Raw genomic sequence first — 25,547 nt, 5'->3', positions numbered from 1 at the left:
TTGGCGAATGATAACAGATCAATTCCGGGTGTGACTTGAGCATCGGCAATTGCTGGGGTCAGAGCAGGGCCGCTTGCTCCGGTTCTGTCAGCAGGGTGCGAATGGGGGCAGGTAAGCCCAGAGACAATGCTTCATCGCGATGTAGCCAGCGATGCCTGTCAGAATCGGCAATGCCGGACACGTCTATGACTGGCAGTCGCGCGGGTTGGATGTGCAGGTGGTAATGGCTGAACGTGTGCCGAAAGCCGCTGATCAGGTCCGGGTCCTGGCAGGTGATACCCAGTTCTTTCTCACAGGCGTCCTGCAGTTCTTCCGAGCCGTAGGCCGGGTCCAGCTCCGGCAGGCTCCACAGGCCGCCCCAGATGCCGCTGGGTGGCCGGCGCTCCAGCAGGATGCGGCCTTCGCCGTCTTCCAGGATCAGCATCCAGGTGGTTTTTTCCGGTTTGGCTTTTTTCGGCTTTGAGCCTGGGTAAAGCTTCACCTCGTTGCGTGCCTTGGCTGCACAGCCATCGCTGATGGGGCAGGTGTCGCAGGCGGGTTTGCTGCGGGTGCACACCATGGCGCCCAGGTCCATGATGGCCTGGGTGTAGTCTCTGGCCCGGTCATCGGGCGTATGCGTTTCGGCGTGTTCCCAGAGTGTGTTGAGCACTTGGGTTTGCCCCGGCCACCCGGGTATGGCGTGATAGCGGGCGAGAACCCGTTTTACGTTGCCGTCCAGAATGGTGGCCCGTTTTCCGAAGGCCTGTGCAATGATGGCGGCGGCGGTTGAACGGCCAATGCCGGTGAGGGATTCGAGTTGCTCCTGGTCGCAGGGGAACTCGCCCCCGAATTCCTCAACCACCTGTTTGGCGGCTTTGTGCAGGTTGCGGGCGCGGGCATAGTAGCCCAGGCCAGACCAGTGGCTGAGCACATCATCTTCCGGTGCCCGGGCCAGTTCCTGGACATCCGGGAAGCGGGCCATGAAGGCTTCGAAGTAGGGAATCACGGTGGTGACCTGAGTCTGCTGGAGCATAATCTCCGAGACCCAGACGCGGTAGGCGTTGCGGTTATGGTGCCACGGCAGGTTGTGCCTGCCGTGTTGGTCGTACCACGCCAGTAGCTGGTCGGCGAACCGGTCGCTCATCGGTTGAACAGTCCCCGAACGGCATCCCGCACACGCTCGCCATCTTCGCCCAGGCGCTTGTCGATTTCCTCGCGAGCCTTCTCTTCGGCCCGCTGCTTGGCGCGATCTGTCTCTTCCCGAACCTTTGCTCGGGCCGCATTGGCGGCGATGTCTTTCAGGGTGTCACGGAAACGTGATCCGTCGAATGAGCACAGGCCTGCGGGGTTCTCAACGAAATTGCCGCGGCACTCCACCGGAATCACCACGTTCTGTACGTATTCGGTTACCCGGCAGGCATTGTCACGGTGAATCTCGCCCACAATTCTGAGGCCCAGTTCGTAATCCAGCTGGCTCTGTTCCATGTCTACCGTGCCGTCGCCTTCCAGGCGCATACCGGCGAGTGCGGCAACCAGGTCGGTGTTGTTCAGGGTGTTGCCATCAATTTTCAGGGTGCCGCGCATATCGTTGAAGGGGGTGTGGGTGCCCCAGTCGGTGGTGCCCAGGGTTTCCTGGTTGGCCAGCGCAATGCCCTGGCAGGCCATACGGGTCAGGTTCATATTGCGCAGCATGCCCTCGGCCAGGTTGAAGCTGATCTCGCCTTTGGCATTGCTGCGCAGGGCAGAGACGCGGTTGCCGTTGGTGTCGACAGCTACGTTCAGGTTGGCGGCGCCAGACAGCATGTCCACTTCTGCCAGGTCGGTGAGCAAGGGCAGTGTTTTAACGCTGGTCACGTCAGAGCGAACTCGCCATTTCGGGTTGTCGGTACGGGCATCGATGGTGACGTTGGCGCCGAAGCTGCCGTCATAGAGCTTGCCGCTGAACTCATCCACTTGCAGCAGGCCGTCTTTGGCGGTGGTGCTGGCCTTGATCTCGTTAATGGTCAGGTTGCTGATGATCAGCTCGCCCAGACCAAAATCGATATCCAGCAGCAGGTCCCGGATAGTTTCCAGTGGCAGCAGGTCGCCTTCCGGGCCCGCTTCGGCGGCTTGCTGCGGTGCCGCTTCATCTTCATCGGTAGCTGACGGCAGGTAACGGTCGGCGTTGATCTTGTCGCCCTGCAGGTTGAAGGTCAGCCCACCGTTGGTCAGGTTGTAGCTGCCGCCACCGTTGAAGGTGGTGTCATCCAGCGTGATTTTCAGATCGCTCAGGGCAACGGTGCCCGGCTGGCCGCCAAGGTTGGTGGACAGTGCGATGGCCTTGAGCACATCCGGATCTTCGGTTTCTATCGCCGGCTGGCCCAGATTGCTCAGGAGTTGCTTGAGCGAGAAGCTGGCAATCTCCAGACGGCCATCCAGTGCTGGCTGATCGCCAAAACCTTTTACATTCAGGTTGGTGCTCAGTTTCAGGTTAGCCAGGCTGGCGGTGAAGTCGTTCAGAGAAGCGGTTTCCTCCTCCAGGTTGGCCTGCAGCGAGCCGGCCACTTCGGCCTTAACGGATTTGCCACCGAAAGGTTCGCCGTTCATGTCAAAGACTGCCTTGAGGGCGGAAACCGCAAACTCACTCAGGGCCTGATTGGCGTTCACGCGGGCACTGATGCTGCCATCAACGGCAAATTGCGGTTGGGCGGTTTCCACCTTGAAGCGAATATCGAGGGGGAATTCCGAGCCCAGGGTGATATTGCTGGCGGAAACCGTGAAATCTTCCAGGGTCACGGACTGGCCGGTGCTCAGGTCGTTGTAGTGAACCCGGGCGTTGGTGATCTCGACGTTCTCAACATTGAAGTCCAGCATCTCGCCACCCGCTGCTTCCTCGGATGCTGTGTCTGGCTCCGCTGCCGCCTGTTCAGGCGCCTCGGCGGGTTCACCTTCGGGCATGATGCGCGTCCAGTTACCTTCGCCCTGCTCATTCACCACCAGTCGCGCGTCCAGGCCATCCAGCAGGAAGGTGTTCACTCGCGGCGCCATGGCAATCAGCGACCAGAAATCAATCTGGGCAACCAGCCGCTCCAGCGCAACCAGGCGCTCGCCTTCCAGGGTGGCCTCGACATCGTTCAGCTCAAGGCCCAGGGGAATAAAAGACCAGCCAATATCGCCTTCCAGTATAAGGTCCAGGTTCGTGTGCTTCTCAACTGAAGCCTCAATCTGGGGTTTGTAATCATTCGGATTGATCACGGCAACAGCAATGGCAACAGCGGCGACGGCCAGCACAATCAGGGCGATCACGGCGTAAAGCGCATAGCGGATAACTTTCATGGTGCGAGTTCCTTGTCTTCCCGGCAGGGTGTGGTGCCTGACATATTACGGATGAATAACCCAAAGGATAACGCAGGGTTAGTAAATTAACAGTGCAGGAATATGACAATGCGTTAGTCTTGGTTCAAAATACCCCCTTTTACGAAGCCGGCGCGAACGCCCGGCACATAAATAAGCATAAGAAGGAGTCGGCTGTGGCCATTACCGTATCGATTGAGCTGAACCGGGACCTGGAAATTCCGGCAGGCTATGACGAAGTATTCGATCTGTTGGCAGATGTCCCCAAATCTGCCAGCCACTTCCCGAAAGTAGACAAACTGGTTGACCTCGGTGGTAACGCCTACCGCTGGGAAATGGAAAAAGTGGGTGTCGACAAGCACGCCATCCAGTCTGTGTATGCCTGCACATATCACGCAGATAAAGACAAAGGAAAGATTACCTGGGAGCCGGTAAAAGGCGAAGGTAACGGCGTGGTCAGCGGTGCCTGGACTCTCACTGCCAACGGCGACAACTCAACCAAAGTGCGCTTCCAGACCAGCGCACAGCTGACGGTGCCCCTGCCCAGCCTGCTCAAACTGGCCATCAGTCCGGTCATCAAGCACGAGTTCAACAGCCTTGTAGACACCTACATGAACAACCTGAAGAACGCGTTCTGAGCTATCGGGGCGATTGATGCGGTTGCGGGACTCCGGCTGTGTTAACGGGTATAATCTGTGAATCGAAAATTTACAGTAGCAAGCCTGTTTTCTAGACGGAGTCTCCATGGCTGAACGCAAGGCTCGGGTAGAGCGAAATACCCTTGAAACCCAGATCTCTGTCGAGATCAACCTCGATGGCACCGGCAAAGCCTGTTTTGACACCGGCGTGCCCTTCCTTGAGCACATGATGGACCAGATCGCCCGCCACGGCCTGGTAGACCTGGACATCACCTGCAAGGGCGACCTGCACATCGACGATCACCACACCGTGGAAGACATCGGCATCACCCTTGGCCAGGCTTTCAAACAGGCGGTGGGCGACAAAAAAGGCATCCGCCGCTACGGCCACGCCTACGTGCCCCTGGACGAAGCCCTGTCCCGCGTGGTTATCGACCTCTCCGGCCGTCCCGGCTTGCTCATGGACGTACCCTACACCCGCGCCAGCGTGGGCGGGTTTGACGTTGACCTGTTTGCCGAGTTCTTCCAGGGTTTCGTCAACCACTCCATGGTGACCCTGCACATCGACAACCTGAAGGGCAAGAACACCCATCACCAGATCGAAACCGTGTTCAAAGCCTTCGGCCGCGCACTGCGCATGGCGATTGAAATGGACGAGCGCATGGCGGGCATCACCCCGTCCACCAAAGGCGCCCTGTAACCGGTCACCGAAAGGAACAGAACCACCATGAAGACCGTCGCCATCATCGACTACGGCATGGGCAACCTACATTCCGCCCGCAAAGCCGTAGAGCACGTGGCCCCGGACTGCACCGTACTGGTTACAGACGATGCCGCCAAAATCCGCGAAGCCGACCGGGTGATCCTGCCCGGCGTTGGCGCCATCCGCGACTGCATGGCCGAAATGCACCGCTTGGGCGTGGTTGAACTCGTCAAAGAAGTCTCCCAGGACCGCCCGTTCCTCGGCATCTGCGTTGGCATGCAGGCATTGATGGCCCGCAGCGAAGAAAACGGCGGCGTGGAAGGCATCGGCCTGTTTCCGTCCGAAGTCCGCTACTTCGGTGACAACCTCACCGAATACGGCGAACGCCTGAAAGTGCCCCACATGGGCTGGAACCAGGTGTACCACACCGTAGACCACCCGCTCTGGCACAACATCCCGGACGGCGACCGCTTCTACTTTGTGCACAGCTACTACGCCGAAGCCGACGGCAACGCCGACATGGCCGGCAGCACCCGTTACGGTGTCGACCTGGCTGCGGCGGTGGCAAGGGACAACATATTTGCAGCGCAGTTCCACCCGGAGAAAAGCGCCCGGGCAGGCCTGCAGTTGTTGGAAAACTTCACGAACTGGACTGGAAAAAGCTGAGGGAGAAACTCGTTCGTTGCTGCTCGGATGATTCTGCGGGCAAGAAACGAGTAGCCCGCTGATGCGGGGAGAGCCCTCGGGGACTGTCTGCAGCAGGGATGCTGCAGTCAAGCGTACACGGACGTATTCACAGCGTGTCCCGGAGGGCTCTCCCCGTAGCAGTGGGCGGGCGGCCATCTCCCATACGGCAAACTCCGAGGAAGAACAAAATGCTGATTATCCCCGCTATCGACCTGAAAGACGGCAAATGCGTAAGACTGCGTCAGGGCCGCATGGAAGACTCCACCGTATTCGGTGACGACCCCGTCGACATGGCCACCAAATGGGTCAACGCCGGCGCCCGCCGCCTGCACCTGGTCGACCTCAATGGTGCCTTCGCCGGCGAACCCGTCAACGGCGAAATCGTCAAAGCCATTGCCGTAAAATACCCGAACCTGCCCATTCAGATCGGCGGTGGCATACGCTCCGCCGAAACCATCGAAGCCTATCTGAAAGCTGGCGTCGAGTGGGTCATCATCGGCACCAAGGCCGTTAAAGAGCCCGAATTCGTCACCGAAATGTGCAAAGAATTCCCCGGCCACATCATCGTCGGCCTGGACGCCAAAGACGGCCGCGTAGCCACCGACGGCTGGGCCGAAGTCTCCGAAGTCATGGCAGTAGACCTGGCCAAGCGCTTCGCCAACGACGGCGTATCCTCCATTGTTTACACCGACATCGCCCGCGACGGGATGATGCAAGGCGTAAACGTGGAAGCCACCGCCAAGCTGGCAGAAGAGGGCGGCATCCCGGTAATCGCCTCCGGCGGCGTCACCAACATGGACGACCTCAAGCGCCTGGCGACCGTAGCAGACAAGGGCGTCATCGGTGCCATCACCGGCCGTGCCATCTACGAAGGCACCCTGGATGTGGCCGAAGCGCAAGCCTACTGCGACAGCCTGAAAAACTGAGGACAGATCATGGCACTGGCAAAACGCATCATTCCCTGCTTGGACGTCGACAAAGGCCGCGTGGTTAAAGGCGTCAACTTTGTCGACATCCGCGATGCCGGCGACCCGGTGGAGGTGGCCCGACGCTACAACGAACAGGGCGCGGACGAAATCACCTTCCTAGACATCACCGCCAGCAGTGAAAGCCGCGACACCACCTACGAAACCTTAGAGCGCATGGCGGCAGAAGTGTTTATCCCGCTGACCGTGGGCGGCGGCGTGCGCACTGTAGACGACATACGTAAGCTGCTGAATGCCGGTGCTGACAAGGTATCCATCAACACTGCGGCGGTATTCAATCCGGAATTTGTGAAGGAAGCTGCCGAACGTTTCGGTCGCCAGTGCATCGTGGTGGCCATTGACGCCAAGCGCGTGAGTGCAGAAGGCGAAGAGCCCCGTTGGGAAATCTTTACCCATGGTGGTCGTAAGCCCACCGGGCTGGATGCTGTTGAATGGGCCAGAAAGATGGTGGATATGGGTGCCGGTGAGTTGCTGCTCACCAGCATGGACCGGGATGGCACCAAGATCGGTTTCGATCTGGGCCTGACTCGCGCCATCAGTGATGCCGTGGCGGTGCCGGTGATTGCGTCCGGTGGCGTAGGTGAGCTGCAGCACCTGGCCGATGGCGTTACGCAGGGTGGTGCCGATGCCGTTCTGGCGGCCTCTATCTTCCACTTCGGCCAGCACACCATTCCCGAGGCCAAAGCCTTTATGAAGGCCCAGGGGATTGAAGTTCGGGACTAAAGAAATTTTGCCACTGACACTCACGGACAGGCACGGACGAAAAGCGAAGATCTTTGAGTAGTTGTCCGTGAACGTCCGCGAGTGTCCGTGGCCAAAAATTAGTCTTTATCACTCCGCGCCACAGAAAACACTACCGGCAGTTTTTCTCCTTCCGCAAACATCTCCCGGTTGCCATTACGCATGGCCCAGATGCCGCTGACGGTTGCCACCGCAATGCCCTGGGCATCCAGTTCCGGCAAGTGCTTCTCGAGGTAATCCACGGTCACTTTGTGGGGGTGACCAATGCCGATGGCAGTGCCTTTTTCTTTGGCGGTTTTGATCAGTAGCTGAAACTGCTGGTCTACAAACTCTTCGGTTTGTTCGTGGTCCAGAAATACATCCCGGGTCAGGCTGGGAATCCGGTAGGCATCGGCAACCCTGCCGGCGATCGAGTTGGCGATGGTGCGGCTATCGACAAAATACACCGGGTAGCGATTCAACTCTTTCATCACCCAGTCCATTGGTTGCAACTGCTGGGTCAGCAGGCTGCCCATGTGATTGTTAACGCCGCTTACATGGGGGATGGACTGCAGTGAGCGCCTCAGGGTTTTGGTCAGGGTTGCTTCGTCCATATCCGGTGTCAGCCCGCCGGGCCCCAGGCCAAAGTGCCGGGTATTGGCCATTGGCGCATGCAGCATGATTTCCTTGTCCTGCTGGTGGGCGAGCTTGGCGAGAGAGGTGGTGTGTTTGCGGAAGGGCAGGAAGGCCAGTGTCAGCGGCTGTTCCATCTGGGCCAGCCGCTGACCCTCGTACAGGTTATGGCCCATATCATCGATGATAATAGCAATCGTCGGGGGATACTGATCTCCCCAGGGGCTCGCGGCAAAGACTGCCGGCCCGACCATCAAGCCGGCCAGCAGAACAACGGTTTTCAATAGCCTCACTGATTTTTGCCCTGATCCCGCCGGTTGAGAATGTTCATGCCTTTCAACAGGTTTAGCGCGGAACGCAGCTGGTAATCGCGCTCAGCTGCAGAAGCCGGAGTTTCGGCTTGCTGCTGCCGTTCCAGGCGTTCCTGTTCCTCATCCTGACCTTGCAGATGACCGCTCAGATCTGCCTCGGTAAAGAAGGGGCGGCCGTCAAGTTCGGTCAGCTCGGCGGGGCGCACTTTGATGTCAGGCTTGATACCGGTAGCCTGGATTGAACGGCCTTCCGGTGTGTAGTAGCGGGCGGTAGTCATCTTGATGGCGTGGGTTTCGTCCAGCGGGATAACGGTTTGCACGCTGCCTTTGCCGAACGACTTGGTGCCCATAATCACCGCACGGCCGTGGTCCTGCAGCGCACCGGCGAGGATCTCGGATGCGGAGGCCGAGCCGCCGTTGATCAGAACAACGATGGGGGTGCCTTCCATAATGTCGCCGGCTTTGGCGCTGAAGCGAAGCCGAGAGCTCTGGATGCGCCCCTCGGTGTAAACAATCAGCCCTTCATCCAGCAAGGCGTCTGCGGTTTCGACGGCTGCCTGCAATACGCCGCCGGGATTGTTGCGAACGTCGATAATCAGGCCATCCAGGTCGCCGCCGTATTCTTCCTCCAGTTTGATCAGGGCCTGGCGGAACTGCCGTCCTGTTTCAGCCTGGAACTGAGTAATCCGCACATAGCCGTAACTATTTTCAATCATCCGGGATTTAACGCTGGTTACCTTGATGACATCGCGGGTAACGTCGATCTCGATCGGGGCGCTCTCGCCTTCCCGCATGATGGTCAGGGTCAGTACCGTTCCCGGTTTGCCGCGCATCAGCTTGACCGCTTCCTCCAGCGACATGCCTTTGACCGGCTTTTCGTCCAGTTTGATGATCAGGTCACCTGCCAGTACGCCGGCTTTGTGAGCGGGGGTGTCGTCAATTGGGGCAATGACTTTTACAAAGCCGTTTTCCATACCCACTTCAATGCCCAGACCGCCAAACTCACCGGAGGTACTTTCTTCCAGTTCCTCGTAATCCTTGGGGGCCAGGTAGGTGGAGTGGGGGTCCAGGTCAGACAGCATGCCTTTGATGGCGCTTTCGAGGAGTTTGCGGTCTGACACCTCTTCCACGTATGCGGCTTTAATACGGCTGAAGACTTCGGTGAACTTCCTCAGGTCATCCAGGGGCAGTTGTTCTTCCGGGTCAGGGAGCTGAATCTGTACCCGCTCGCCGTTCTGGATGCCTTCGAGAATTTGCTGGGTCTGGGCTTCCTGGTCTTGTGCCAGGGCCAGTCCGGGGGCGGCCAGACAACAGGTCGCAAGTGCGATGGCACGTAGTGGTGAGATCTGGAGAGTACTTCTAACCCGTTTCATTCACATATCCTGTTGTGTTTCCGCAAGTTGGACCAGCTAGGCTCCAGACAGTATGGCGCCCGGCGCGGTGTTTGTCAGCCCTTTGGTTCAGGGTTTGCCAAGCCAGCTGCGGGGGTTGACCGGTTTGCCGTTCTGGCGCACTTCAAAATACACGGCCGGATCTTCCGTGCCTCCGGTGCGCCCTGCCAGGGCAATGGTTTCGCCAGCACCTACCCAGTCCCCGGGGGCGGTGAACAGGCTGCTGCTATGACCATACAATGTCATATATCCGTCGCCGTGGTCGATGATGGTCATCAGACCAAAACCGCGAAGCCAGTTGGCGAAGACGACCCGGCCGTAGTGTACGGCTTTGACCTCGGCTTCTTCCGAGGTGTTCATGATGAGGCCATTACGGCGAAGCTTGCCATCGGCGTAGGTTGCGCCGTAGTTACTCACAACCCGGCCCTGAACCGGCCATGGCAGGCGGTTGCGCAACGATTTAAAGGGGCGCGATTCGTTGGGGGCGGGAACGCTGGCAATGGCTTCCTGAACCTCTTCCAGCAGCCGCTCCAGACGCTTGCGGTCTGCCTCCAGATCATCCCTCTCGCCTCGGCGGGTACGGATATCGGCATTCAGGGCCGCCAGGGTTTGTTCCCGTTCCTTGCGAGTGTCTGCCAGTTGCTTCTGGCGCTGTTCAAGATTGCTTTCGGTTTTCGCCAGTTCCACCCGGCTGGCCTGGACGGCCGCGCGGGCGGCTTTGAGTTCCTGAAGACTGGCCAGGAAGGCTTCCAGCCGTTCAACGGTATCTTTGCTGAGATATTCGTAGTAGGTCAGGGTGCGGGCGATCATGCCCGGCTCGATTTCATTGAGGAGAACTTTCAGGGCTGGTGCATCGCCTTCCATCCAGGCGGCGCGTATTTGTTTCTTCAGGCCGTCTCTTTGCTTCTCCAGGGTATTGGCCAGCTCGTTTTCCTGTTTCTGCAGTTCGCCAAGCCGTTTCTGCTGATCATCCGCCCGGGCCCGAAGCTCTCGGCGTTCGCGGGTCAGTTCGCTGATTCTGCGCTCGGTCGCAACCAGTTGTTTTTCAAGGTCTGAGCGGTTCTTCTCGGCACTGACCAGCCACTTGTCGATATTGGCGATACGCTTCTTCAGCGCTTCCACCTGGGCCGGCGTGACTTCTTGTTGGGCATAAAGCGGTGTGGCCCCCAGCAAGAGGGCCAGCACCAGTATGGCGAGCCGTGAGAACACGTATTCCGGCAGCCGGATCAGCTGAAATCGACCAGGCTGTGCCCGGACATTTCCTTTGGTTTTTCGTCGCCCATCAGGGCGAGTAAGGTCGGTGCAATATCGCACAGGCTGCCGTCATTCTTGAGAGTGACCTTGCGGTGGCCGGTATAGACCAGCGGCACTGGGCCGATGGTGTGGGAGGTATGCAGCTGGCCTGAGTTCGGGTCGGTCATCTGCTCACAGTTGCCGTGGTCGGCGGTAATCAGCGCTTCACCGCCCACCTCGTCCAGGGCTTCCACCACTCGCTGCACGCACTGGTCCAGGCACTCAGCGGCTTTGATGGCGGCGTCCAGTTTGCCGGTATGGCCAACCATGTCGCCGTTGGCGTAGTTGCATACGATCAGGTCGTACTTGCCGCTCTTGATGGCTTCGACCAGCTTGTCGGTGACTTCCGGTGCGCTCATTTCCGGCTGCAGGTCGTAGGTGGCGACTTTCGGGGACGGCACCAGAATGCGGTCTTCGCCCTCAAACGGGGTTTCCAGGCCGCCGTTGAAAAAGAAGGTGACGTGGGCGTACTTTTCGGTTTCAGCGATGCGCAACTGGGTTTTGCCAAGCGCGGCCATATATTCACCCAGGCCATTGCTCAGCTGCTCCGGCGGGTAGGCGCAGGAGGTTTTGATGTCTGCCGCGTACTCGGTCAGCATCACAAAGTCGGCCAGTGCCGGGTGTTTTCGGCGGTCAAAACCGTCGAAGTCCTGCTCCACGAAGGTACGGGTCATTTCCCGTGCGCGGTCGGCCCGGAAGTTCATGAACAGTACCGAATCACCGTCGTTGATGGTGCCTTCAGGCTGGCCTTCGGCGCGAATGTGAGTGGCTTTTACGAACTCGTCGTTTTCGCCCCGCTCATAGGCTTGATCCAGCGCGGTGAGCGGATCTTCAAACGTGAATTCCGCCTCGCCCAACGTCATGGCGTTGTATGCGGCTTCCACCCGATCCCAGCGGTTGTCGCGGTCCATGGCAAAGTAGCGGCCCACGATAGTCGCCACCCGGCCAACGCCCAGAGCTTTCATTTTGGTTGCGGCTTTTTCCAGGGACGGGCGAGCACTGCGCGGGGGCATGTCACGGCCGTCCAGGAACGCATGAATGTACACCTCTTTGGCACCACGGGCCGCAGCAACCTCTGCGGCAGCCAGCATATGGTCTTCGTGGCTGTGTACGCCGCCGGGGGACAGCAGGCCCATGATGTGCACGGCCTTGCCATTGGCTACGGCTTTATCAATGGCGTTACACAGGGCGTCGTTGCTCTGAAACTTGCCGTCTTCAAGGTCTTTGTCGATACGCGTCAGGCTTTGATAGACCACCCGGCCGGCACCCAGGTTCATGTGGCCTACTTCGGAGTTGCCCATCTGGCCCTGGGGCAGCCCCACAAACATCCCTGAGGTGTTGATCAGGGTCTTGGGCTGATTCTGCCAGAGCTTGTCCCAGAACGGGGTCTGGGCGTTAGAAATGGCATTGTCTTCAGCCGGGTCCCGGTGGCCCCAGCCGTCGAGAATAATCAGTGCAGTGGGCTTGCGCGTCTCGGTCATCATTTCGTCCGGTTGATTGCGAAAGTAGCGGATTTAAAGTGGGTCAGATTGTAACCGTTTTCATTTGCGCAGGCCACGTAAGGGCGCACATCGGTATCATGCATTGGCACTATGGTTTGAGGCTCGGGTTTGCAGCCTGCCGGCAAAGACGCTTGCCTTCTTTGAGTCGTTACGGGTGTGTATAATCCCGCCAAATCAAATTTTCAGGGTATTTTCATGGACCGCTTGTTTGAATTCGTAGTCAATCATTACATTCTGGTATCACTGTTCGTGGCATTCCTGGTGGCCATTCTGGTGTTGGAATCCCGGAGGGGTGGCACCAAAATTTCGGCTCAGGGTGCCGTTACTTTGATCAACAAGGATGAGGCGGTAGTGGTGGATATCCGAGACCGTAAGGAATTTGGCGAAGGTCGCATTACCGGCTCCATCAATATCCCATTGAACAGCCTCAAGAGCCGTGCCAATGAATTGAGCAAGTTCAAGGACAAGCAGATTATTGTGGCGGACAAAATGGGCCAGCATTCGGCCATGGCTGTCAAGCAGCTGAATGCTGAGGGCTATACCAACGTGGTGCGCCTGAATGGCGGTATCACCGATTGGAGAGCCAGCAATTTGCCGCTGGTGAAAAAGTAACAGGGCTTGATCTGATTGCCGAACTGTCGCACTGTTTCACATTACCTGCCGGGACCACGCAGTAGACTGTTTCGGCTCACGTGACCATAACATCGGGCTGTTGCCCTTTTTACCAGAACGAAAGGACTGATCATGGCTGAGAATCAGCAAGCCGCAGGCACCGAAAACCAGAACCAACCCCAGTTTGCCCTTCAGCGCATTTATGTGAAGGACCTGTCTTTTGAGTCCCCGAACGCTCCCCTGGTGTTTCAGGAGCAGTGGAAGCCGCAGGTGAACCTGGATCTGAATACCGCCCACAACAAGATCAGTGATAATCAGTATGAAGTGGTGCTGTCGCTGACGGTTACTGCCAAAGTGGGTGAGAAGGTGGCCTACATCGTTGAGATCCAGCAGGCCGGTGTATTCATGGTGTCTGGTATTGAAGGCCCGCAGCTGGGCCAGATGCTGGGCGCTTACTGCCCGACTATTCTGTTCCCCTACGCCCGCGAAGCCATCGACGGTATCGTCAACAAGGGCAGTTTCCCGGCCCTGATGCTGGCGCCGGTGAACTTTGACGCGATTTACGCCCAGGCGCTGAAGCGCAAGCAGGAAGAGGCGGCAGGTGAGGCCAAGGAAGAGCAGACTCACTAAACGTTTGGTTTTCTGGAAATATGAAAAAACCGGCTGAGGCCGGTTTTTTTTGTGCGCGCTTGATATTCATCAATCAAAGGGGTTGATCTTTTTATTAAACAAAACAATAATCGTTCGCATTACGATTATTGGTGTGTGGTATGTTGAATTCGAAATGTGATCTCGGGCGGTCGTCGCTGTTCCTTTTGCTTTTGGGAAGTTCCGGCAACCTGATTGCCGAGGCCTTGTATCTGGATGAGCTGGTTGTCACTGGAACGAGAACGGAGCGTCAGTTGCTGGACACTCCTGTGCGTACCGAAGTCGTCACTGCGAAGGAACTTGAGAAAACTCACGCCCGGAGCATGAAAGAAGCGCTGGAGAACGTGCCCGGGGTTCAGCTGCGGGAGGTTCACGGGAAACCCGGGTATGAGGTTTGGTTGCAGGGAATTGAGGCTGACCGGGTCCTGGTGCTGATCGATGGTATGCCGATGACGGCGACGACCGGTTCATCCGTTGATGTCAGTCAGTTGGCTGTCCTTGATATCGAGCGTGTCGAAGTGGTCAAGGGAGCTGTGTCTGCTCAATACGGCAGTGCCGGTATCGGTGGGGTGGTCAACATCATCACCCGTCCGCCAGCTTCCGGGTTCTCTGGTCATTTCACCACCGACGTCGGTACCTATGGCGATCAGAACCCTTCTGGGCGTGATGCCGACCCCGCGCGATATTCGGCCCGAGCCTCGGTCCAGGGTGGCAATGAACAGCTGGCCCTTCGATTATCCGCATCACACCAGCATTCCGATGGCATCGACCCGCAGCCAGAGACCTGGGCACGACCGGGCGATGAATACGACCGAACCGACCTTAGCTTCCGCACCGACTGGTTTCCAAACAGCAACCATCGGCTGAGCGCTGCGGTCGCCCGATTCGAAGAGGAGTCCGGGTCACGGTTTACCGAACGCAACCCGCCTTTTGTTATCAATCAGGGTAAGGATGAAACAGTCACTCGCACCCGCTATACCCTGGCTGGCGATCATGGTCGCAATTCAGATCTGCGTGCCGGTTGGGCTGCTGTCCATGAGACCCTCAACGACGATACCTTGAAATACACGGCCAGCAGTGTCTTTGATGACCGTCGTGCCGAATCTACTCTGTCTCGTTTTTCTGCCCATTTGGGCAAGCCGGTGGGGCTCGGTCATCACTTGCAGGCTGGTGTCGATGTCAACCGCGAAACCCTCAAGCAGACCAAGGACGGCGCTTCCGAACTGGGTGCTGAGCCTCGGCGACAGCGTGAGAGCCAGGAGGTCTGGGTTCAGGACACCTGGATGCCTACCGCGAATCTTGAGTTGGTGCCCGGCGTCCGTTTCCAGAATGACTCCGATTTCGGAACCCACACCGCCCCCAAGATCAATGCGCGCTACGACCTGATCCGGACTGATTCTCTGACCGGCTTCCTCCGCGCTGGTGTCGGCGCTGGATATCGGGTGCCGAATCTCAAGGAGCGGCACTTCACTTTTGACCACAGTCAGCTTGGCTACATCGTGCAGGGGACGCCTGATCTGGAGCCGGAGCAATCCGTCAGCTACCAGTTTGGAGGAGGCCTGTCCTGGAACCGATCTGCATGGCTGGAAGCCAACGCCTTCTTTAATGACATCGAGCAACTGATCCAGACCTCGCCGGATGCCGAGGCTACCGAGGCGCGGAACGACGGAGTTCAGGTTTTCTCCTATGAAAACCTTGCCGAGGCAAGGACCTGGGGATTCGAGACCACGGCTGGCTGGGAACCCTCTGAGCACTGGCGACTCACCGCCGGCTATACCCTGACCCGAACCGAAGACGTGGCAACAGGCGATGAGCTTAATCGCCGCCCGAGGCATCAGGCGCGCCTCGGGCTGGATGGTCCGCTTTGGCTGCCCGGATTGTCCTGGAGTGCGAGGCTTCGGTACCAGAGTGAAGAGTTCGTGAATGCGGCCTCGGGAACCGAGTCCCCGGGGTATACAACGGCCGACCTGAAGTTGAACTACCAGTTCTCCGACCAGCTTCGATTGTTCGCCGGAGCCGAGAACATTAGCGGCGAACAGCGTGATTTTTCCAATGCCAGTGAAGATTTCAGACCGGTTGCCGGGCGTTTCCTCTACGCCGGGCTAACGGTTTCCTTTGGCCAATGATGCCCGAACACCCGAAAAACATATTAAGGAGACATCCATGGAACTTTTCGAAAACAGGCCTATGGCCGTTGTGCTGGCCACCCTGGCTCTGACGGCCTGTGGTGGAGGTAGTGACAACTCCATCGCGGAGGACGATGCAGATAATGTCAGCGATTTTTCCGAGCAGTTGCTGCCCGCGGCAACGGAGACCGTCTACCTCAATCTGGAAACCGGAGCGATGGTGGAGGAAGGTGGCGACTGGCACATTGCCGCCAACCGTTTGAGTTTCAGGGTGAACAGCGGTGCTTCCGGAACCGGCAGCGTTGTCGGCGCTCTGGCTATTGCCCAGGACGATTTTTACGATGGTAATGGCGACCCCGTCGCGAATATGTTCACCAACGCGACCGCCAACTCCGAGCAGGAGCACTTGCTGGGCATTCTTGAAGAGCCGGCTAGCTGGCAGGAGGATGCCTTTGCCAGTGCATTTGGGGCCTCAGATACCTGGTCTCAATATGATTTTTCCACGGGCGTGATCAGCGAGGCAGACGATGTTGGCTATTTGGTGCGTTCTGCCGAGGGAAATAGCTATGCCCGAATGCGGGTTGTCGACTTCAATTTCCCGACCCGCGAAGGACAAGGTATTGAGGATTTCACACTGGAGTTTGACGTGCAGGCCTCTGGCGCGTCGCAATTCAGCACCACACCAGTCACTTTCACACCCCCTGCAGGCTATGACGGCGGCGACGTATGCTTCGATTTTGACTCAGATGCCGTTGTCGATTGTGATACCAGCGACAACTGGGACGTCCAGGTCGGCTTCTCTGGTCGGGACTGGTACCTGAAATCCAACAGCGGTGTGTCTGGCGCCGGTAAAGGCGGGGCCTCCGACCCGATGACCTGGAGCGAACTTGCCGCCAATGACAGCGATCCGGGTGTTCCCCAGCTCTACAACACGGACTCAACCGGCGGGGTATTCACGGATAACACCTGGTACGCCTACAACCTGACCAACCAACACAAAATCTGGCCCAACTTCCGAACCTTCCTGATTAAGGCGGAGGCTGATGATCCTGAGTCCGCGGTCTGGGCGTTGCAGATCGTCGGATACTACGACCAGAACGGAACCAGCGGGCAGCCTACGGTTCGTTGGTTGCCGGTGGAGCTTCAGCAAGCCGAGGAGTAAGTCATGCAACAGGCAATAGCCGATTCAGTAAGTGTGCCGGACAACCTGCCGGCGCGATGGGAAGCCATCAGACAACAGGAGCCGAATCTCAGGATCCGCCAGGTCGCAGACCGGCTTGGGGTCAGCGAAATGGAGCTTGTACGACTCCGGGAGCGCGATGCCGTCATTCCACTCGTAAACGAATTTAGTCAGATCCTTGGAGCCCTGGAGCAGGTCGGACCGGTGATGATTCTTGCCCGCAACAACGAGGTAGTTCATGAAGTTACCGGTTGCTTCAGAGACTTCACGATTGGCGGCTCTGGAGCTATGGGGCTGGCGGTTGGAGAGATTGACATACGGGTGTTTTTCAAACACTGGGTCTGGGGCTACCGGGTACTGGAGCAGGTGCGGTCCGGGCTACGGGAAAGCCTTCAGTTTTTCGACCAGTACGGCACGGCCATTCACAAGATCTATCGAGTGGACACGACCGATGCGGATGCCTGGGAAAAAATGGTCGAACGCTTTACAGCAGCCCGCCAGGAAGCCTTTAAACCGGTAGGCCGGCGAGAGACATTGCAGCGTTCGTCCCCGGAAACCGTGGATGTTGATGCGCTGCGCACCGGCTGGGAGAAACTCAAGGATGTCCATCATTTTGGAGCCCTGTTAAAGCGTGCCGGTGCTGACCGCCTGACAGCACTCGAACTGGTGCGTGGGGAGTGGGCCACGGAGCTGCAGTCAGGGGATCAGAATGTGCTGGATCGGTTGCTGGGATTGCTGAGAGACAGCCAATGCCCGGCGATGTTCTTTGTCGGCAATCCCGGGATTGTCCAGATCTTTACCGGGGGTGTCACAAATGTTCGCCGCACTGGCCCCTGGATGAACGTACTGGATTCGGGCTTCAACCTGCACGCTAACACCGACGGCATCAAACGCTGGTGGTTGGTACGACGTCCGTCCACCGATGGTCTGATCACATCTGTGGAAGCTTTCAATGGAGACGGAGAACTGGTTCTGACGGTTTTTGGTGAACGTAAACCCGGCATTCCGGAATCCGAACTCTGGCGTGAACAGGTCGCAACGCTTGAGGCTTTGTCATGAGGCTGCGGTGGCCCCTGTTCATTCTGATTGGATTGTCGCTGGCATCGGGCTCGGTGTTTGCCGAACCGAGCCGCCTGGTGACTGCAGACGGTGCCATCACCGAAATCGTCTATCGCCTTGGGCAGGAGTCGCGCCTGGTTGGAGTGGATACCACCAGCGGTTATCCGGAGCAAACGGCTGAGCTACCCAAGGTTGGTTATCTGCGCGCTTTGCCTTTCGAGGGCGTTCTGGCACTGAAGCCGGATATGCTGATTACCTCAGAGCAGGCAGCGCCCGCCCGGAATCTTGAGCGCCTCGCCCGCGCCGGGGTTCGGGTTGCGCAACTGCCGTCGCGGTGGACCGCGGAGGCAGCGCTGGAGCGCATATTGTCTGTTGGCGAGCTGCTCGGGGCAACCGAGGAAGCGCAGGCTCTGGTGGCTGGCGTCGAGGCAGATATCCGCCGGATTCAACAGAACACCGGAAACCGTGATTACCAGCCCAGAATCCTGTTCATCCTCGCCGCTGGCAACCACTCGGTCATGTTGGCCGGGTCGGAGACTGCAGCGAATGCTCTGGTTGAACTGATCGGGGCCGAAAATGCCGCCCAGGGTATTAAAGGGTACAAACCGGCCAACCGGGAGGCGATTCTTGCTTCCCGCCCTGATGCGGTGGTGATCGCGGAATCCACTCCGGGCCAGTTCGACATTGCGGGGTGGCCAGAGGTTGAACGCCTTGAAGCATGGCAGTCCGGGCATCGGCTGGTGGCCGACAGTATGTTCCTGCTTGGCTTCGGCCCTCGCTTGCCGGAAGCGATGGCGACGCTTAACGATGCCTTGCCCGGCCAAAGGGAAATAGCCGCTAATGATCCGTGACCATTCCGGTCGTTTGCCGTTGGCGCCGGCGCTCTTGTTGCTGGGAGCTCTCCTGGCGGTTGCGGCCCTGGCATCGATTGGTAGTGGTGCTTACGACCTTGCACTGATGGATATTCTCAAGGTCGTTTCCGGCCGGGAAGCTTCGGACCCGGTAGCGGCTATGGTTGTGTTGGAAGTCCGGTTACCCCGGTTTCTACTCGGCTTTCTGGTTGGAGCTGTATTAGGGGTTTCCGGCGCGATCCTACAGGGACTTTTCCGAAACCCCCTGGCAGATCCTGGCCTGATTGGTGTCTCCGCTGGTGCGTCACTGGCCGCCATTGCCGTCATCGTTCTTGGCGGGACGGCCCTTGGTGGTTGGGTGACCCTGGCGGGGCAGTGGGCGTTGCCTCTGGCCGCGTTTGCCGGCGGTAGTGGCACCGTTATTCTGGCCTGGCGAATTGCCAGTCGTGCTGGCCAGACGGCTGTGGCAACGCTTCTGTTGGCGGGTATTGCCATCAACGCAGTGGCGGGCGCAGCAACCGGTTTGCTGACGTTCTACGCAAGCGATGAGGCATTACGATCCCTGACGTTCTGGACAATGGGAAGCCTTGGCCATGCTGCCTGGGACGATCTTGTTTTGGGCGCACCTTTCATGATCCTGGCTTTAATGGCAGCACCCTGGCTGGCCAGACCACTGGACGCGTTTTTGTTGGGCGAATCGGTAGTGGGCCACTTGGGGTATCGAACAGCCACCGTTAAGAAGGTAGCGATACTGGTTGTCGGGCTGGGTGTTGGCGCAGCCGTGGCTGTTAGCGGACTGATCGGCTTTGTCGGATTGGTTGTGCCGCACCTGGTAAGGCAGCTGCTGGGGGCGAGTCATCGAGTGGTGTTGCCAGTCAGTGCGCTGATGGGGGGAACTCTATTGGTTGCGGCTGATGCCGTCGCGCGCGTTGTTGTGGCACCCGCCGAGCTGCCCATCGGGCTGATGATGTCTCTGATCGGAGGTCCGTTTTTTCTGGGTTTGCTCATGCGGAGAAAGGTGATGTGATGGTCTTGGAAATTCAGAACTTGAGTGTATCGTTAGCGGGAACGGAGATTGTCAGCGATATCAATCTGACGGTGTCTGCTGGTGAAGTGATGATGCTGCTGGGGCCGAATGGTGCGGGTAAGTCAACGCTTATGAAAGCACTGGCTGGAGAATTGCCGTACCGGGGCCGGATCCGTCTAGCCGGCCGCGAACTTGGTGGCTGGTGTCCGGGTGAGCTGGCATGCCATCGGGCGATTATGCCTCAGAGTGTTGAGGTTAACTTCCCACTGACGGTGGAGGAAGTGGTGGCCCTTGGTCGTCCGGCCGCAACCCGTCGATGCGTGGATTCCGTGGCGGAAACCCTGATGGAAGCCCTGGAGATCAAGCATTTGCGGCATCGGCTGGTGCCGGGATTGTCCGGCGGGGAACAGCAGAGGTTGCAGCTGGCCAGGGTGCTGGGGCAGATATGGGATACCCGGCAGGATCGACTGTTATTGCTGGACGAGTGCACGTCGGCACTGGACCCTGCGCACCAACAGATGGTGCTGGAGTTGGTGGGCGCAATGGCCCGGGAGCACGGGGTGGCCGTGCTGGCCATTGTCCATGACCTCAATCTTGCGGCTCAGTTTGCAGACCGAATGGTGGTCATGAAGTCCGGCCGCTGCTTTCATGAAGGGGGCTCCGGTGAGGTTCTGACGCCGTCACTATTGAAAGCGGTTTACGGCTATCGGGCCCGGGTTATCCAACTCCCTGAGGGCTATCCGCTGGTCATTCCCCTTGCCAGCGGGAGTGCTCAGACGGCGCCGTTGAATCCGGTCTGCCGCCAGGCCTCATAAACCACCAGGGCCGCGGTATTGGACAGATTCAGGCTGCGGCTCTCCGGGCGCATGGGCACCCGCAGCCGGTTCTGTTCTGGCAGGGCTTCCCGAACGTTTGCTGGCAGCCCTCGGGTTTCCGGCCCGAACATCAGGTAGTCGCCATCCTGGAAATCGGCCTCGTGATAGTGGCGGCTGCCTTTCGTGGTGAGCCCGAACAGCCTTGCGGGCTGTTCGGTTTCCAGGAAGCTGGCGTAATCCGGGTGGATCTTTATGGTGGCGTACTCGCTGTAATCCAGCCCGGCCCTGCGCATCTGTTTGTCCTCCAGGGAAAACCCCAGCGGTTCAATCAGGTGCAGCTGACAGCCGGTGTTGGCGCAGAGCCGGATGATATTGCCGGTATTGGGCGGTATCTCCGGCTCATAGAGTACAACGTGCAGCACCGGGCTTAGCGCTCTACCGCCAGGGCTACACCCATGCCGCCACCGATGCACAAAGTCGCCAGGCCTTTCTTGGCGTCGCGGCGAGCCATTTCGTGCAGCAGGGTAACCAGAATACGGCAGCCGGAGGCGCCGATCGGGTGGCCAATGGCAATGGCGCCGCCATTTACGTTGACCTTGCTGGTATCCCAGCCCATGTCCCGGTTGACCGAGATGGCCTGGGCCGCGAAGGCTTCGTTGGCTTCGATCAGGTCCAGCTCTGCGGCCGTCCAGCCGGCCCGCTCAAGGCAGCGCTGGCTGGCGGGAATCGGGCCGGTACCCATGATGGTGGGGTCAACACCAGCATTGGCGTGGGCCTTAATGGTGGCCAGCGGGGTCAGGCCCAGTTCCTTGGCTTTCTCGGCACTGCAAACCATCACAGCGGCGGCACCGTCGTTCAGGGATGAGGCGTTGCCGGCGGTCACGGAGCCGTCTTTCTTGAACGCCGGGCGCAGTTTGCCAAGGCTGTCTCCGGTCACGCCGTCGCGGGGGCATTCGTCTTTGCTGATCACCAGCGGGTCGCCCTTGCGCTGGGGAATGGTGATCGGAACAATCTGGCCGTCAAAATAGCCGGCGTTCTGGGCAGCCACGGCTTTTTGCTGGGAGGCTGCGGCGAATTCGTCCTGCTCGTCCCGGCTGATACCGTACTTCTCCACGATGTTTTCGGCGGTGATACCCATGTGGTAATCGTTGAAGGCATCCCACAGACCATCGTTCACCATGGTGTCGACCATGCTCCAGTTGCCCATGCGCTGGCCATTACGGCTGTTGGGCAGAACGTGCGGCGCCTGGCTCATGCTTTCCTGTCCGCCAGCGACAATCATCTCGGCATCGCCGCACTGAATGGCTTGTACCGCCATGTGAACTGCTTTCAGGCCGGAACCACATACCTTGTTGATGGTGATCGCTGGTGTGGAGCTTGGCAGGCCGGCATTGATGGCTGCCTGGCGGGCAGGGTTCTGACCGCAACCGGCAGTCAGTACCTGGCCCAGGATTACTTCATTGATCTGCTCGCCGGCCACGCCGGTTTCTTCCATCAGTGCCTTGATCACGGCGGAACCGAGTTGGTCGGCCCGCAGGCTGGACAAACCGCCACCGAAGCTGCCAACAGCGGTACGTTTTGCGGCAACAATCACGACATCACGCATGGGAATTCTCCGTTGCAAAGGGCAGGATCAGGAAGATGCCTGCCGGCGTGTTAATACATGCTGGCAAGCATTGTAGCGGGAAAGCCCGGCTCGGCCAAAACAACCAAGGTATGGGTTGATTCAGCCTGCCGGGAGTGATTTACATATTCAGGCTACGACCGCCATCGACGGAAAGAATCTGACCGGTCACAAACGGGGCATCGCACAACAGGTAGGCGATGGCACCGGCAATGTCGTCGGGGTTGCCGGTACGGGACAGGGGTGTTTTGTCCAGAATGGCCTGCTGGTAAACCGTGTCGATTTCGGCCTCGCCCTCTGGCCAGAGTATAGCGCCAGGCGATACACCGTTTACCCTGATTTCTGGGGCATGATCTTTGGCCCAGGATCGGGTGAGGGCGGCCAGGCCCGCTTTGCTGGCACAATACAGGGGGTGATCGTTCAGTGGTTTTTCGCTGTAGATGTCGATCAGGTTGACCACGGCTCCCTTGTTTTTTTTCAGTTCCGGCAAGCAATACTTGAGCAGAAAGAATGGCGCTTTCAGGTTGGCGCCCATGACGGCGTTCCAGTCGTCTTCGCCAGAGTCTTCGGTGGTTCTGGGATAAAAGACTGAGGCGTTGTTGACCAGGCCGTCCAGGCGCTCCCAATGTTGGCAGGCGGTTTTGGCCAGGCTGACAACCTGTTCCATGTCTGTCAGGTCTGCCTGTATCGAGGTGGCTGAGTCAGACCGTTTTTGGTTCAGTTTGTCCACCAGTTCGGCCGCTTGGTCCGTCCTCGAACGATAGTGGATGACCACATTCCAGCCCCGGGCGTGCAGGACCTCCGCGGTACGGGCGCCGAGACGGTGGGCGGCGCCGGTGATCAGAACAACAGGAGCTGCCATACAGAATTCCTCTGGTCAGTTGGTCAATGCCTGTTTGATACGTGCCAGCCGCTCGTTGCGGATTGCATCGCCCAGGGCTTTTCCTTTGTGGCCCTGTTTGATCAGGTCTTGGGGGTTAACCGCTGAGGCGTGTCGTGCGGCCAGGTTGAGCCGGTCAAGGCTGTCGGACTGGCCGGGGCTAACGGCGCAAGCCAGGGTTTCCTGCAATTCAATAAAGCGCTCCGGGCGGCGCCAGAGGTCCGCTTTCTCCAACAACGCCAGGGCTTGCTCCGGCGCAAGGACCTGCGGGCTCTGATCGCCCAGGTGCTCCATGTAAAGACAGACCTGGTGTACCATGTCTTTGCAGTCATTCGGGCTTTTCATGGCTTTTGCGCGAGCGACAGCGGCGGGTTCCGGCACGGCGCACAGCAATGCGGCGAAGCGCTGCGACGTGTTGCCGTTTTTCCGGTGCACGCAATGCAGGGCCTGAAGCCCGTCCTGGAGAATGCCGGGGCAGGCGAGCTCTGGAATCAGAACCTCCAGGGCGCCAACGTCTTTGAGCACATCGAAAAAGACACCTGGTGCTTTCTCATGCAGTGCTCGCTGAACCTCCTGCCATACGCGCTCCGGAACAAGGTCCCCCAGTTCGCCCTCACGGACCATCTCTTGCATCAGGGCCCTGGTTTCGTGGCATACGGTAAAACCCATGGGTTGCAGTCGTGCGGCAAACCGGGCGGTTCTAAGGATGCGCAGGGGGTCTTCCGCAAAGGCTTCGGACACATGACGAAGCTTTTTCTCCTCGAGGTCGCCGTGACCGTGGAAAGGATCGACCAACTCGCCATCTTCGGTTTCTGCCATGGCGTTGATGGTCAGGTCCCGGCGCTTCAGATCCTGCTCCAGGGTGACATCCGGGGCGCTGTATACGGTAAACCCATGGTAGCCCCGGCCCTGCTTGCGTTCGGTGCGGGCCAGAGCGTATTCCTCACCGGTTTTCGGGTGCAGGAATACCGGGAAATCGGCCCCTACCTGCTTGAAACCTTTCGCTCGCATTTCATCTGGTGTGCTGCCAACCACGACCCAGTCACGGTCTTTTACCTCAAGGCCGAGCAGTTTGTCCCGAACGGCGCCGCCTACCAGATAGGTTTGCATGGAGCTGGGGTTTCCTTTGGTGTGTGGGTGCAGATCGGTAGATTATCCGGCCACAGTCTGCCGTAGGCAAACCCCAACCGTGACTTTGAGTGGCAAGGACGCGGTGAGGCACAAAAAAGCCCGGCTTGCGGGGCAGGCCGGGCTCTGGAACTGCGGCGATATCAGAAGGAGGTGCCAAGCTCGATCGCGGCACCTACATCAGCGCTGCTGTACAGGGCGCCAATATCCAGACGGGCGCCAAGAACATTCAGGCCCAGACCAGCGGTGAACTGGGTATCTTCTTCAATACCGTCGTTGTCGCTGTTGCTGGCCAGGTTGTGGCGGATACCGGCGCGCAGCTGGGCGTAACGCCAGGCGTCGAATTCGGCGCCGACAGCCAGCCATTGCGTATCGTCTTCAAAGCCGAAGGCTTTTTTCTTGGTCAGGTCCAGTTCGGCGGTGACTACGTGGTAGTCGCTCTTGTGGGCGATGGCGGCGGTTACCATGGGGTTGAGTTCGAGGGTGCGTTTCTCTTCGCCTCGAGCCTGGGCAGAGTCCAGCTCCATGGGTATCAGGTTTCTGGCAACAATGCCTGCATTCCACTCGCGGTTTTCGCCGAAGGCATAGGCGGCACCGATGTCCAGGTTGAAGCCGCTTTTGTCGGTTTCGAACTCGTCAGCGTCGAAATCATCTTCGTCGAATCTTGAGACTCGTTCGGTGTATTGGAAGGTACGGAGTTCGACGTACTTGGGGGTTATGCCTAGCTGAAGCTGCTCGCCGTGATTGAGCTCGAAGGATTTGGCGAAACTCAAACCAACCTCTGCAACTGCAGAGGCAAGGATGCTGCCTCTGGATTCCAGTTCGTCGGTAATGCCAGGTGTCAGGATTCCGGCTTCGACAGCTGCCAATCGGGCGTCATCGTTTTCGCTGTACTCGCCTCGAACGGTTGCGGTCAGGTTGCCGTTCGCCATCACTCCAACCGACAGGCTGGGCCCGGGAAGAGCAACGGCCAATCCGAGACCGGCATTCACTCGGACAGTATCACGGTCGAAATTCTGAAGCTGCTCACGCAGCTTTCCGGCATTGTCCTGGGCAGATCCCTGATTCAGGCTGTTGATGGATTGCTCGAGTTCATCAATTGTGTCCTGAATATCATCAATCTGATCAACAACTTCTTCTTCATCCGCAAATCGTGCATTGACCGAGGGCAGCATTAGGCCGAAATCATCCGCCCAGTCGTGCTGGGGTGCCGCCATCATGGCCGGGTTGGCCAGGGGGGCAGCAGAGGGATGTGCTACGGCGACGCCAGTTCCGCCCATGGCGAACGAGCGCGCAGACATGGGTGCCTGAGGGCTCGCAAGGGCAGAGGTGGTGGCAAGGGAAAGGCTGATGGCCAGGGACAATTTGCAAAGGCGGTTTGTTTTCATGAACAGTCCTGAGTTGTTATATGCAGGTACAAA

General features: G+C 58.6%; 24 protein-coding genes. 13 read left to right on the top strand and 11 right to left on the bottom strand.

Translation table 11 applies throughout. The features are described from left to right. Positions 1–58 precede the first annotated feature (58 nt). A complete protein-coding gene (gene mutY / locus ACTZWX_RS08165; RefSeq protein ID WP_374787451.1) occupies positions 59–1,123 on the bottom strand; it encodes an A/G-specific adenine glycosylase in 1,065 nt (354 codons plus the stop codon). Further along, the gene (locus ACTZWX_RS08160) at positions 1,120–3,294 is read right to left on the bottom strand and encodes an AsmA family protein (protein WP_444713512.1); all 2,175 of its coding nucleotides are present in this window, start codon (positions 3,292–3,294) and stop codon (positions 1,120–1,122) included. Before ACTZWX_RS08160 ends, mutY begins: the two co-directional genes overlap by 4 nt. A 194-nt stretch (positions 3,295–3,488) precedes the next feature. Here ACTZWX_RS08160 and ACTZWX_RS08155 point away from each other — a divergent pair, with 194 nt between their 5' ends. From ACTZWX_RS08155 to hisF, 5 genes are all read left to right on the top strand, one after another. Then, positions 3,489–3,950 (top strand): SRPBCC family protein, encoded by a 462-nt coding sequence (locus ACTZWX_RS08155; RefSeq protein WP_444713511.1) that lies wholly within the window; start codon positions 3,489–3,491, stop codon positions 3,948–3,950. A gap of 106 nt (positions 3,951–4,056) precedes the next feature. Next, complete coding sequence (gene hisB / locus ACTZWX_RS08150) at positions 4,057–4,650, top strand: imidazoleglycerol-phosphate dehydratase HisB (protein ID WP_058090483.1); 594 nt, start codon at positions 4,057–4,059, stop codon at positions 4,648–4,650. Between the two features lie 27 nt (positions 4,651–4,677). Then, positions 4,678–5,319: an imidazole glycerol phosphate synthase subunit HisH gene (hisH, locus tag ACTZWX_RS08145; protein WP_444713510.1), complete on the top strand. Its 642-nt coding sequence runs from the start codon at positions 4,678–4,680 to the stop codon at positions 5,317–5,319. Positions 5,320–5,528: 209 nt separating this feature from the next. Then, positions 5,529–6,266, top strand: coding sequence for a 1-(5-phosphoribosyl)-5-[(5-phosphoribosylamino)methylideneamino]imidazole-4-carboxamide isomerase (gene hisA / locus ACTZWX_RS08140; protein WP_444713509.1), 738 nt, complete (start codon positions 5,529–5,531; stop codon positions 6,264–6,266). Positions 6,267–6,275: 9 nt separating this feature from the next. Then, a complete protein-coding gene (gene hisF, locus ACTZWX_RS08135) occupies positions 6,276–7,049 on the top strand; it encodes an imidazole glycerol phosphate synthase subunit HisF (protein ID WP_444713508.1) in 774 nt (257 codons plus the stop codon). A 98-nt stretch (positions 7,050–7,147) separates the two neighbouring features. Here the strand turns inward: hisF and ACTZWX_RS08130 are convergent, their stop codons facing one another. The 4 genes from ACTZWX_RS08130 to gpmI all read right to left on the bottom strand — a co-directional run bounded on the left by ACTZWX_RS08130 (position 7,148) and on the right by gpmI (position 12,155). Continuing rightward, positions 7,148–7,972 (bottom strand): divergent polysaccharide deacetylase family protein, encoded by an 825-nt coding sequence (locus ACTZWX_RS08130; RefSeq protein WP_444713507.1) that lies wholly within the window; start codon positions 7,970–7,972, stop codon positions 7,148–7,150. Next, on the bottom strand, positions 7,969–9,363 hold the full coding sequence (locus ACTZWX_RS08125) for a S41 family peptidase (RefSeq protein WP_444713506.1): 1,395 nt from the start codon (positions 9,361–9,363) through the stop codon (positions 7,969–7,971). The genes ACTZWX_RS08130 and ACTZWX_RS08125 overlap by 4 nt, the downstream gene beginning before the upstream one ends. An 87-nt stretch (positions 9,364–9,450) precedes the next feature. Beyond that, positions 9,451–10,551 (bottom strand): murein hydrolase activator EnvC family protein, encoded by a 1,101-nt coding sequence (locus tag ACTZWX_RS08120; protein ID WP_444713849.1) that lies wholly within the window; start codon positions 10,549–10,551, stop codon positions 9,451–9,453. A gap of 56 nt (positions 10,552–10,607) precedes the next feature. Further along, positions 10,608–12,155: a 2,3-bisphosphoglycerate-independent phosphoglycerate mutase gene (gpmI, locus tag ACTZWX_RS08115; RefSeq protein WP_444713505.1), complete on the bottom strand. Its 1,548-nt coding sequence runs from the start codon at positions 12,153–12,155 to the stop codon at positions 10,608–10,610. A 216-nt stretch (positions 12,156–12,371) separates the two neighbouring features. Here gpmI and ACTZWX_RS08110 point away from each other — a divergent pair, with 216 nt between their 5' ends. The 8 genes from ACTZWX_RS08110 (at position 12,372) to ACTZWX_RS08075 (ending at position 20,494) form a co-directional block, all read left to right on the top strand. Next, on the top strand, positions 12,372–12,788 hold the full coding sequence (locus ACTZWX_RS08110) for a rhodanese-like domain-containing protein (RefSeq protein ID WP_061332982.1): 417 nt from the start codon (positions 12,372–12,374) through the stop codon (positions 12,786–12,788). A 132-nt stretch (positions 12,789–12,920) separates the two neighbouring features. Beyond that, entirely contained in the window at positions 12,921–13,418 is a 498-nt protein-coding gene (gene secB / locus ACTZWX_RS08105) for a protein-export chaperone SecB (RefSeq protein WP_058090491.1), read from the top strand. A gap of 140 nt (positions 13,419–13,558) precedes the next feature. After that, a complete protein-coding gene (locus tag ACTZWX_RS08100) occupies positions 13,559–15,562 on the top strand; it encodes a TonB-dependent receptor plug domain-containing protein (protein WP_444713504.1) in 2,004 nt (667 codons plus the stop codon). A 37-nt stretch (positions 15,563–15,599) separates the two neighbouring features. Beyond that, positions 15,600–16,724 (top strand): HmuY family protein, encoded by a 1,125-nt coding sequence (locus ACTZWX_RS08095; protein WP_444713503.1) that lies wholly within the window; start codon positions 15,600–15,602, stop codon positions 16,722–16,724. Positions 16,725–16,727: 3 nt separating this feature from the next. Continuing rightward, complete coding sequence (locus ACTZWX_RS08090) at positions 16,728–17,801, top strand: hemin-degrading factor (protein WP_444713502.1); 1,074 nt, start codon at positions 16,728–16,730, stop codon at positions 17,799–17,801. Further along, positions 17,798–18,652 carry a heme/hemin ABC transporter substrate-binding protein gene (locus ACTZWX_RS08085; protein ID WP_444713501.1) on the top strand — a complete coding sequence of 285 codons (855 nt, stop codon included), beginning with the start codon at positions 17,798–17,800 and terminating at the stop codon, positions 18,650–18,652. The genes ACTZWX_RS08090 and ACTZWX_RS08085 overlap by 4 nt, the downstream gene beginning before the upstream one ends. Further along, positions 18,642–19,679: a FecCD family ABC transporter permease gene (locus ACTZWX_RS08080; RefSeq protein WP_444713500.1), complete on the top strand. Its 1,038-nt coding sequence runs from the start codon at positions 18,642–18,644 to the stop codon at positions 19,677–19,679. Before ACTZWX_RS08085 ends, ACTZWX_RS08080 begins: the two co-directional genes overlap by 11 nt. Next, complete coding sequence (locus ACTZWX_RS08075; protein ID WP_444713499.1) at positions 19,679–20,494, top strand: heme ABC transporter ATP-binding protein; 816 nt, start codon at positions 19,679–19,681, stop codon at positions 20,492–20,494. Before ACTZWX_RS08080 ends, ACTZWX_RS08075 begins: the two co-directional genes overlap by 1 nt. Here the strand turns inward: ACTZWX_RS08075 and trmL are convergent. From trmL to traF, 5 genes are all read right to left on the bottom strand, one after another. Beyond that, positions 20,452–20,916: a tRNA (uridine(34)/cytosine(34)/5-carboxymethylaminomethyluridine(34)-2'-O)-methyltransferase TrmL gene (trmL, locus tag ACTZWX_RS08070; RefSeq protein WP_444713498.1), complete on the bottom strand. Its 465-nt coding sequence runs from the start codon at positions 20,914–20,916 to the stop codon at positions 20,452–20,454. The genes ACTZWX_RS08075 and trmL overlap by 43 nt on opposite strands. A gap of 5 nt (positions 20,917–20,921) precedes the next feature. Further along, a complete protein-coding gene (locus ACTZWX_RS08065; RefSeq protein ID WP_444713497.1) occupies positions 20,922–22,100 on the bottom strand; it encodes an acetyl-CoA C-acetyltransferase in 1,179 nt (392 codons plus the stop codon). Positions 22,101–22,239: 139 nt separating this feature from the next. After that, entirely contained in the window at positions 22,240–22,980 is a 741-nt protein-coding gene (locus tag ACTZWX_RS08060; RefSeq protein ID WP_444713496.1) for a pteridine reductase, read from the bottom strand. Between the two features lie 15 nt (positions 22,981–22,995). Next, positions 22,996–24,108, bottom strand: coding sequence for a multifunctional CCA tRNA nucleotidyl transferase/2'3'-cyclic phosphodiesterase/2'nucleotidase/phosphatase (locus tag ACTZWX_RS08055; RefSeq protein WP_444713495.1), 1,113 nt, complete (start codon positions 24,106–24,108; stop codon positions 22,996–22,998). A 161-nt stretch (positions 24,109–24,269) separates the two neighbouring features. Beyond that, positions 24,270–25,514, bottom strand: a complete 1,245-nt coding sequence (gene traF, locus ACTZWX_RS08050; protein ID WP_444713494.1) for a conjugal transfer protein TraF — start codon at positions 25,512–25,514, stop codon at positions 24,270–24,272. Positions 25,515–25,547: the final 33 nt, after the last annotated feature.

Origin of the sequence: Marinobacter sp. NSM, from assembly GCF_052380025.1 — a bacterium.
In the GTDB taxonomy this organism is placed as follows: Bacteria; Pseudomonadota; Gammaproteobacteria; order Pseudomonadales; family Oleiphilaceae; genus Marinobacter.
Note: the sequence above shows the minus strand (reverse complement) of the source record. Positions and strands in the feature narration are given on the sequence as shown.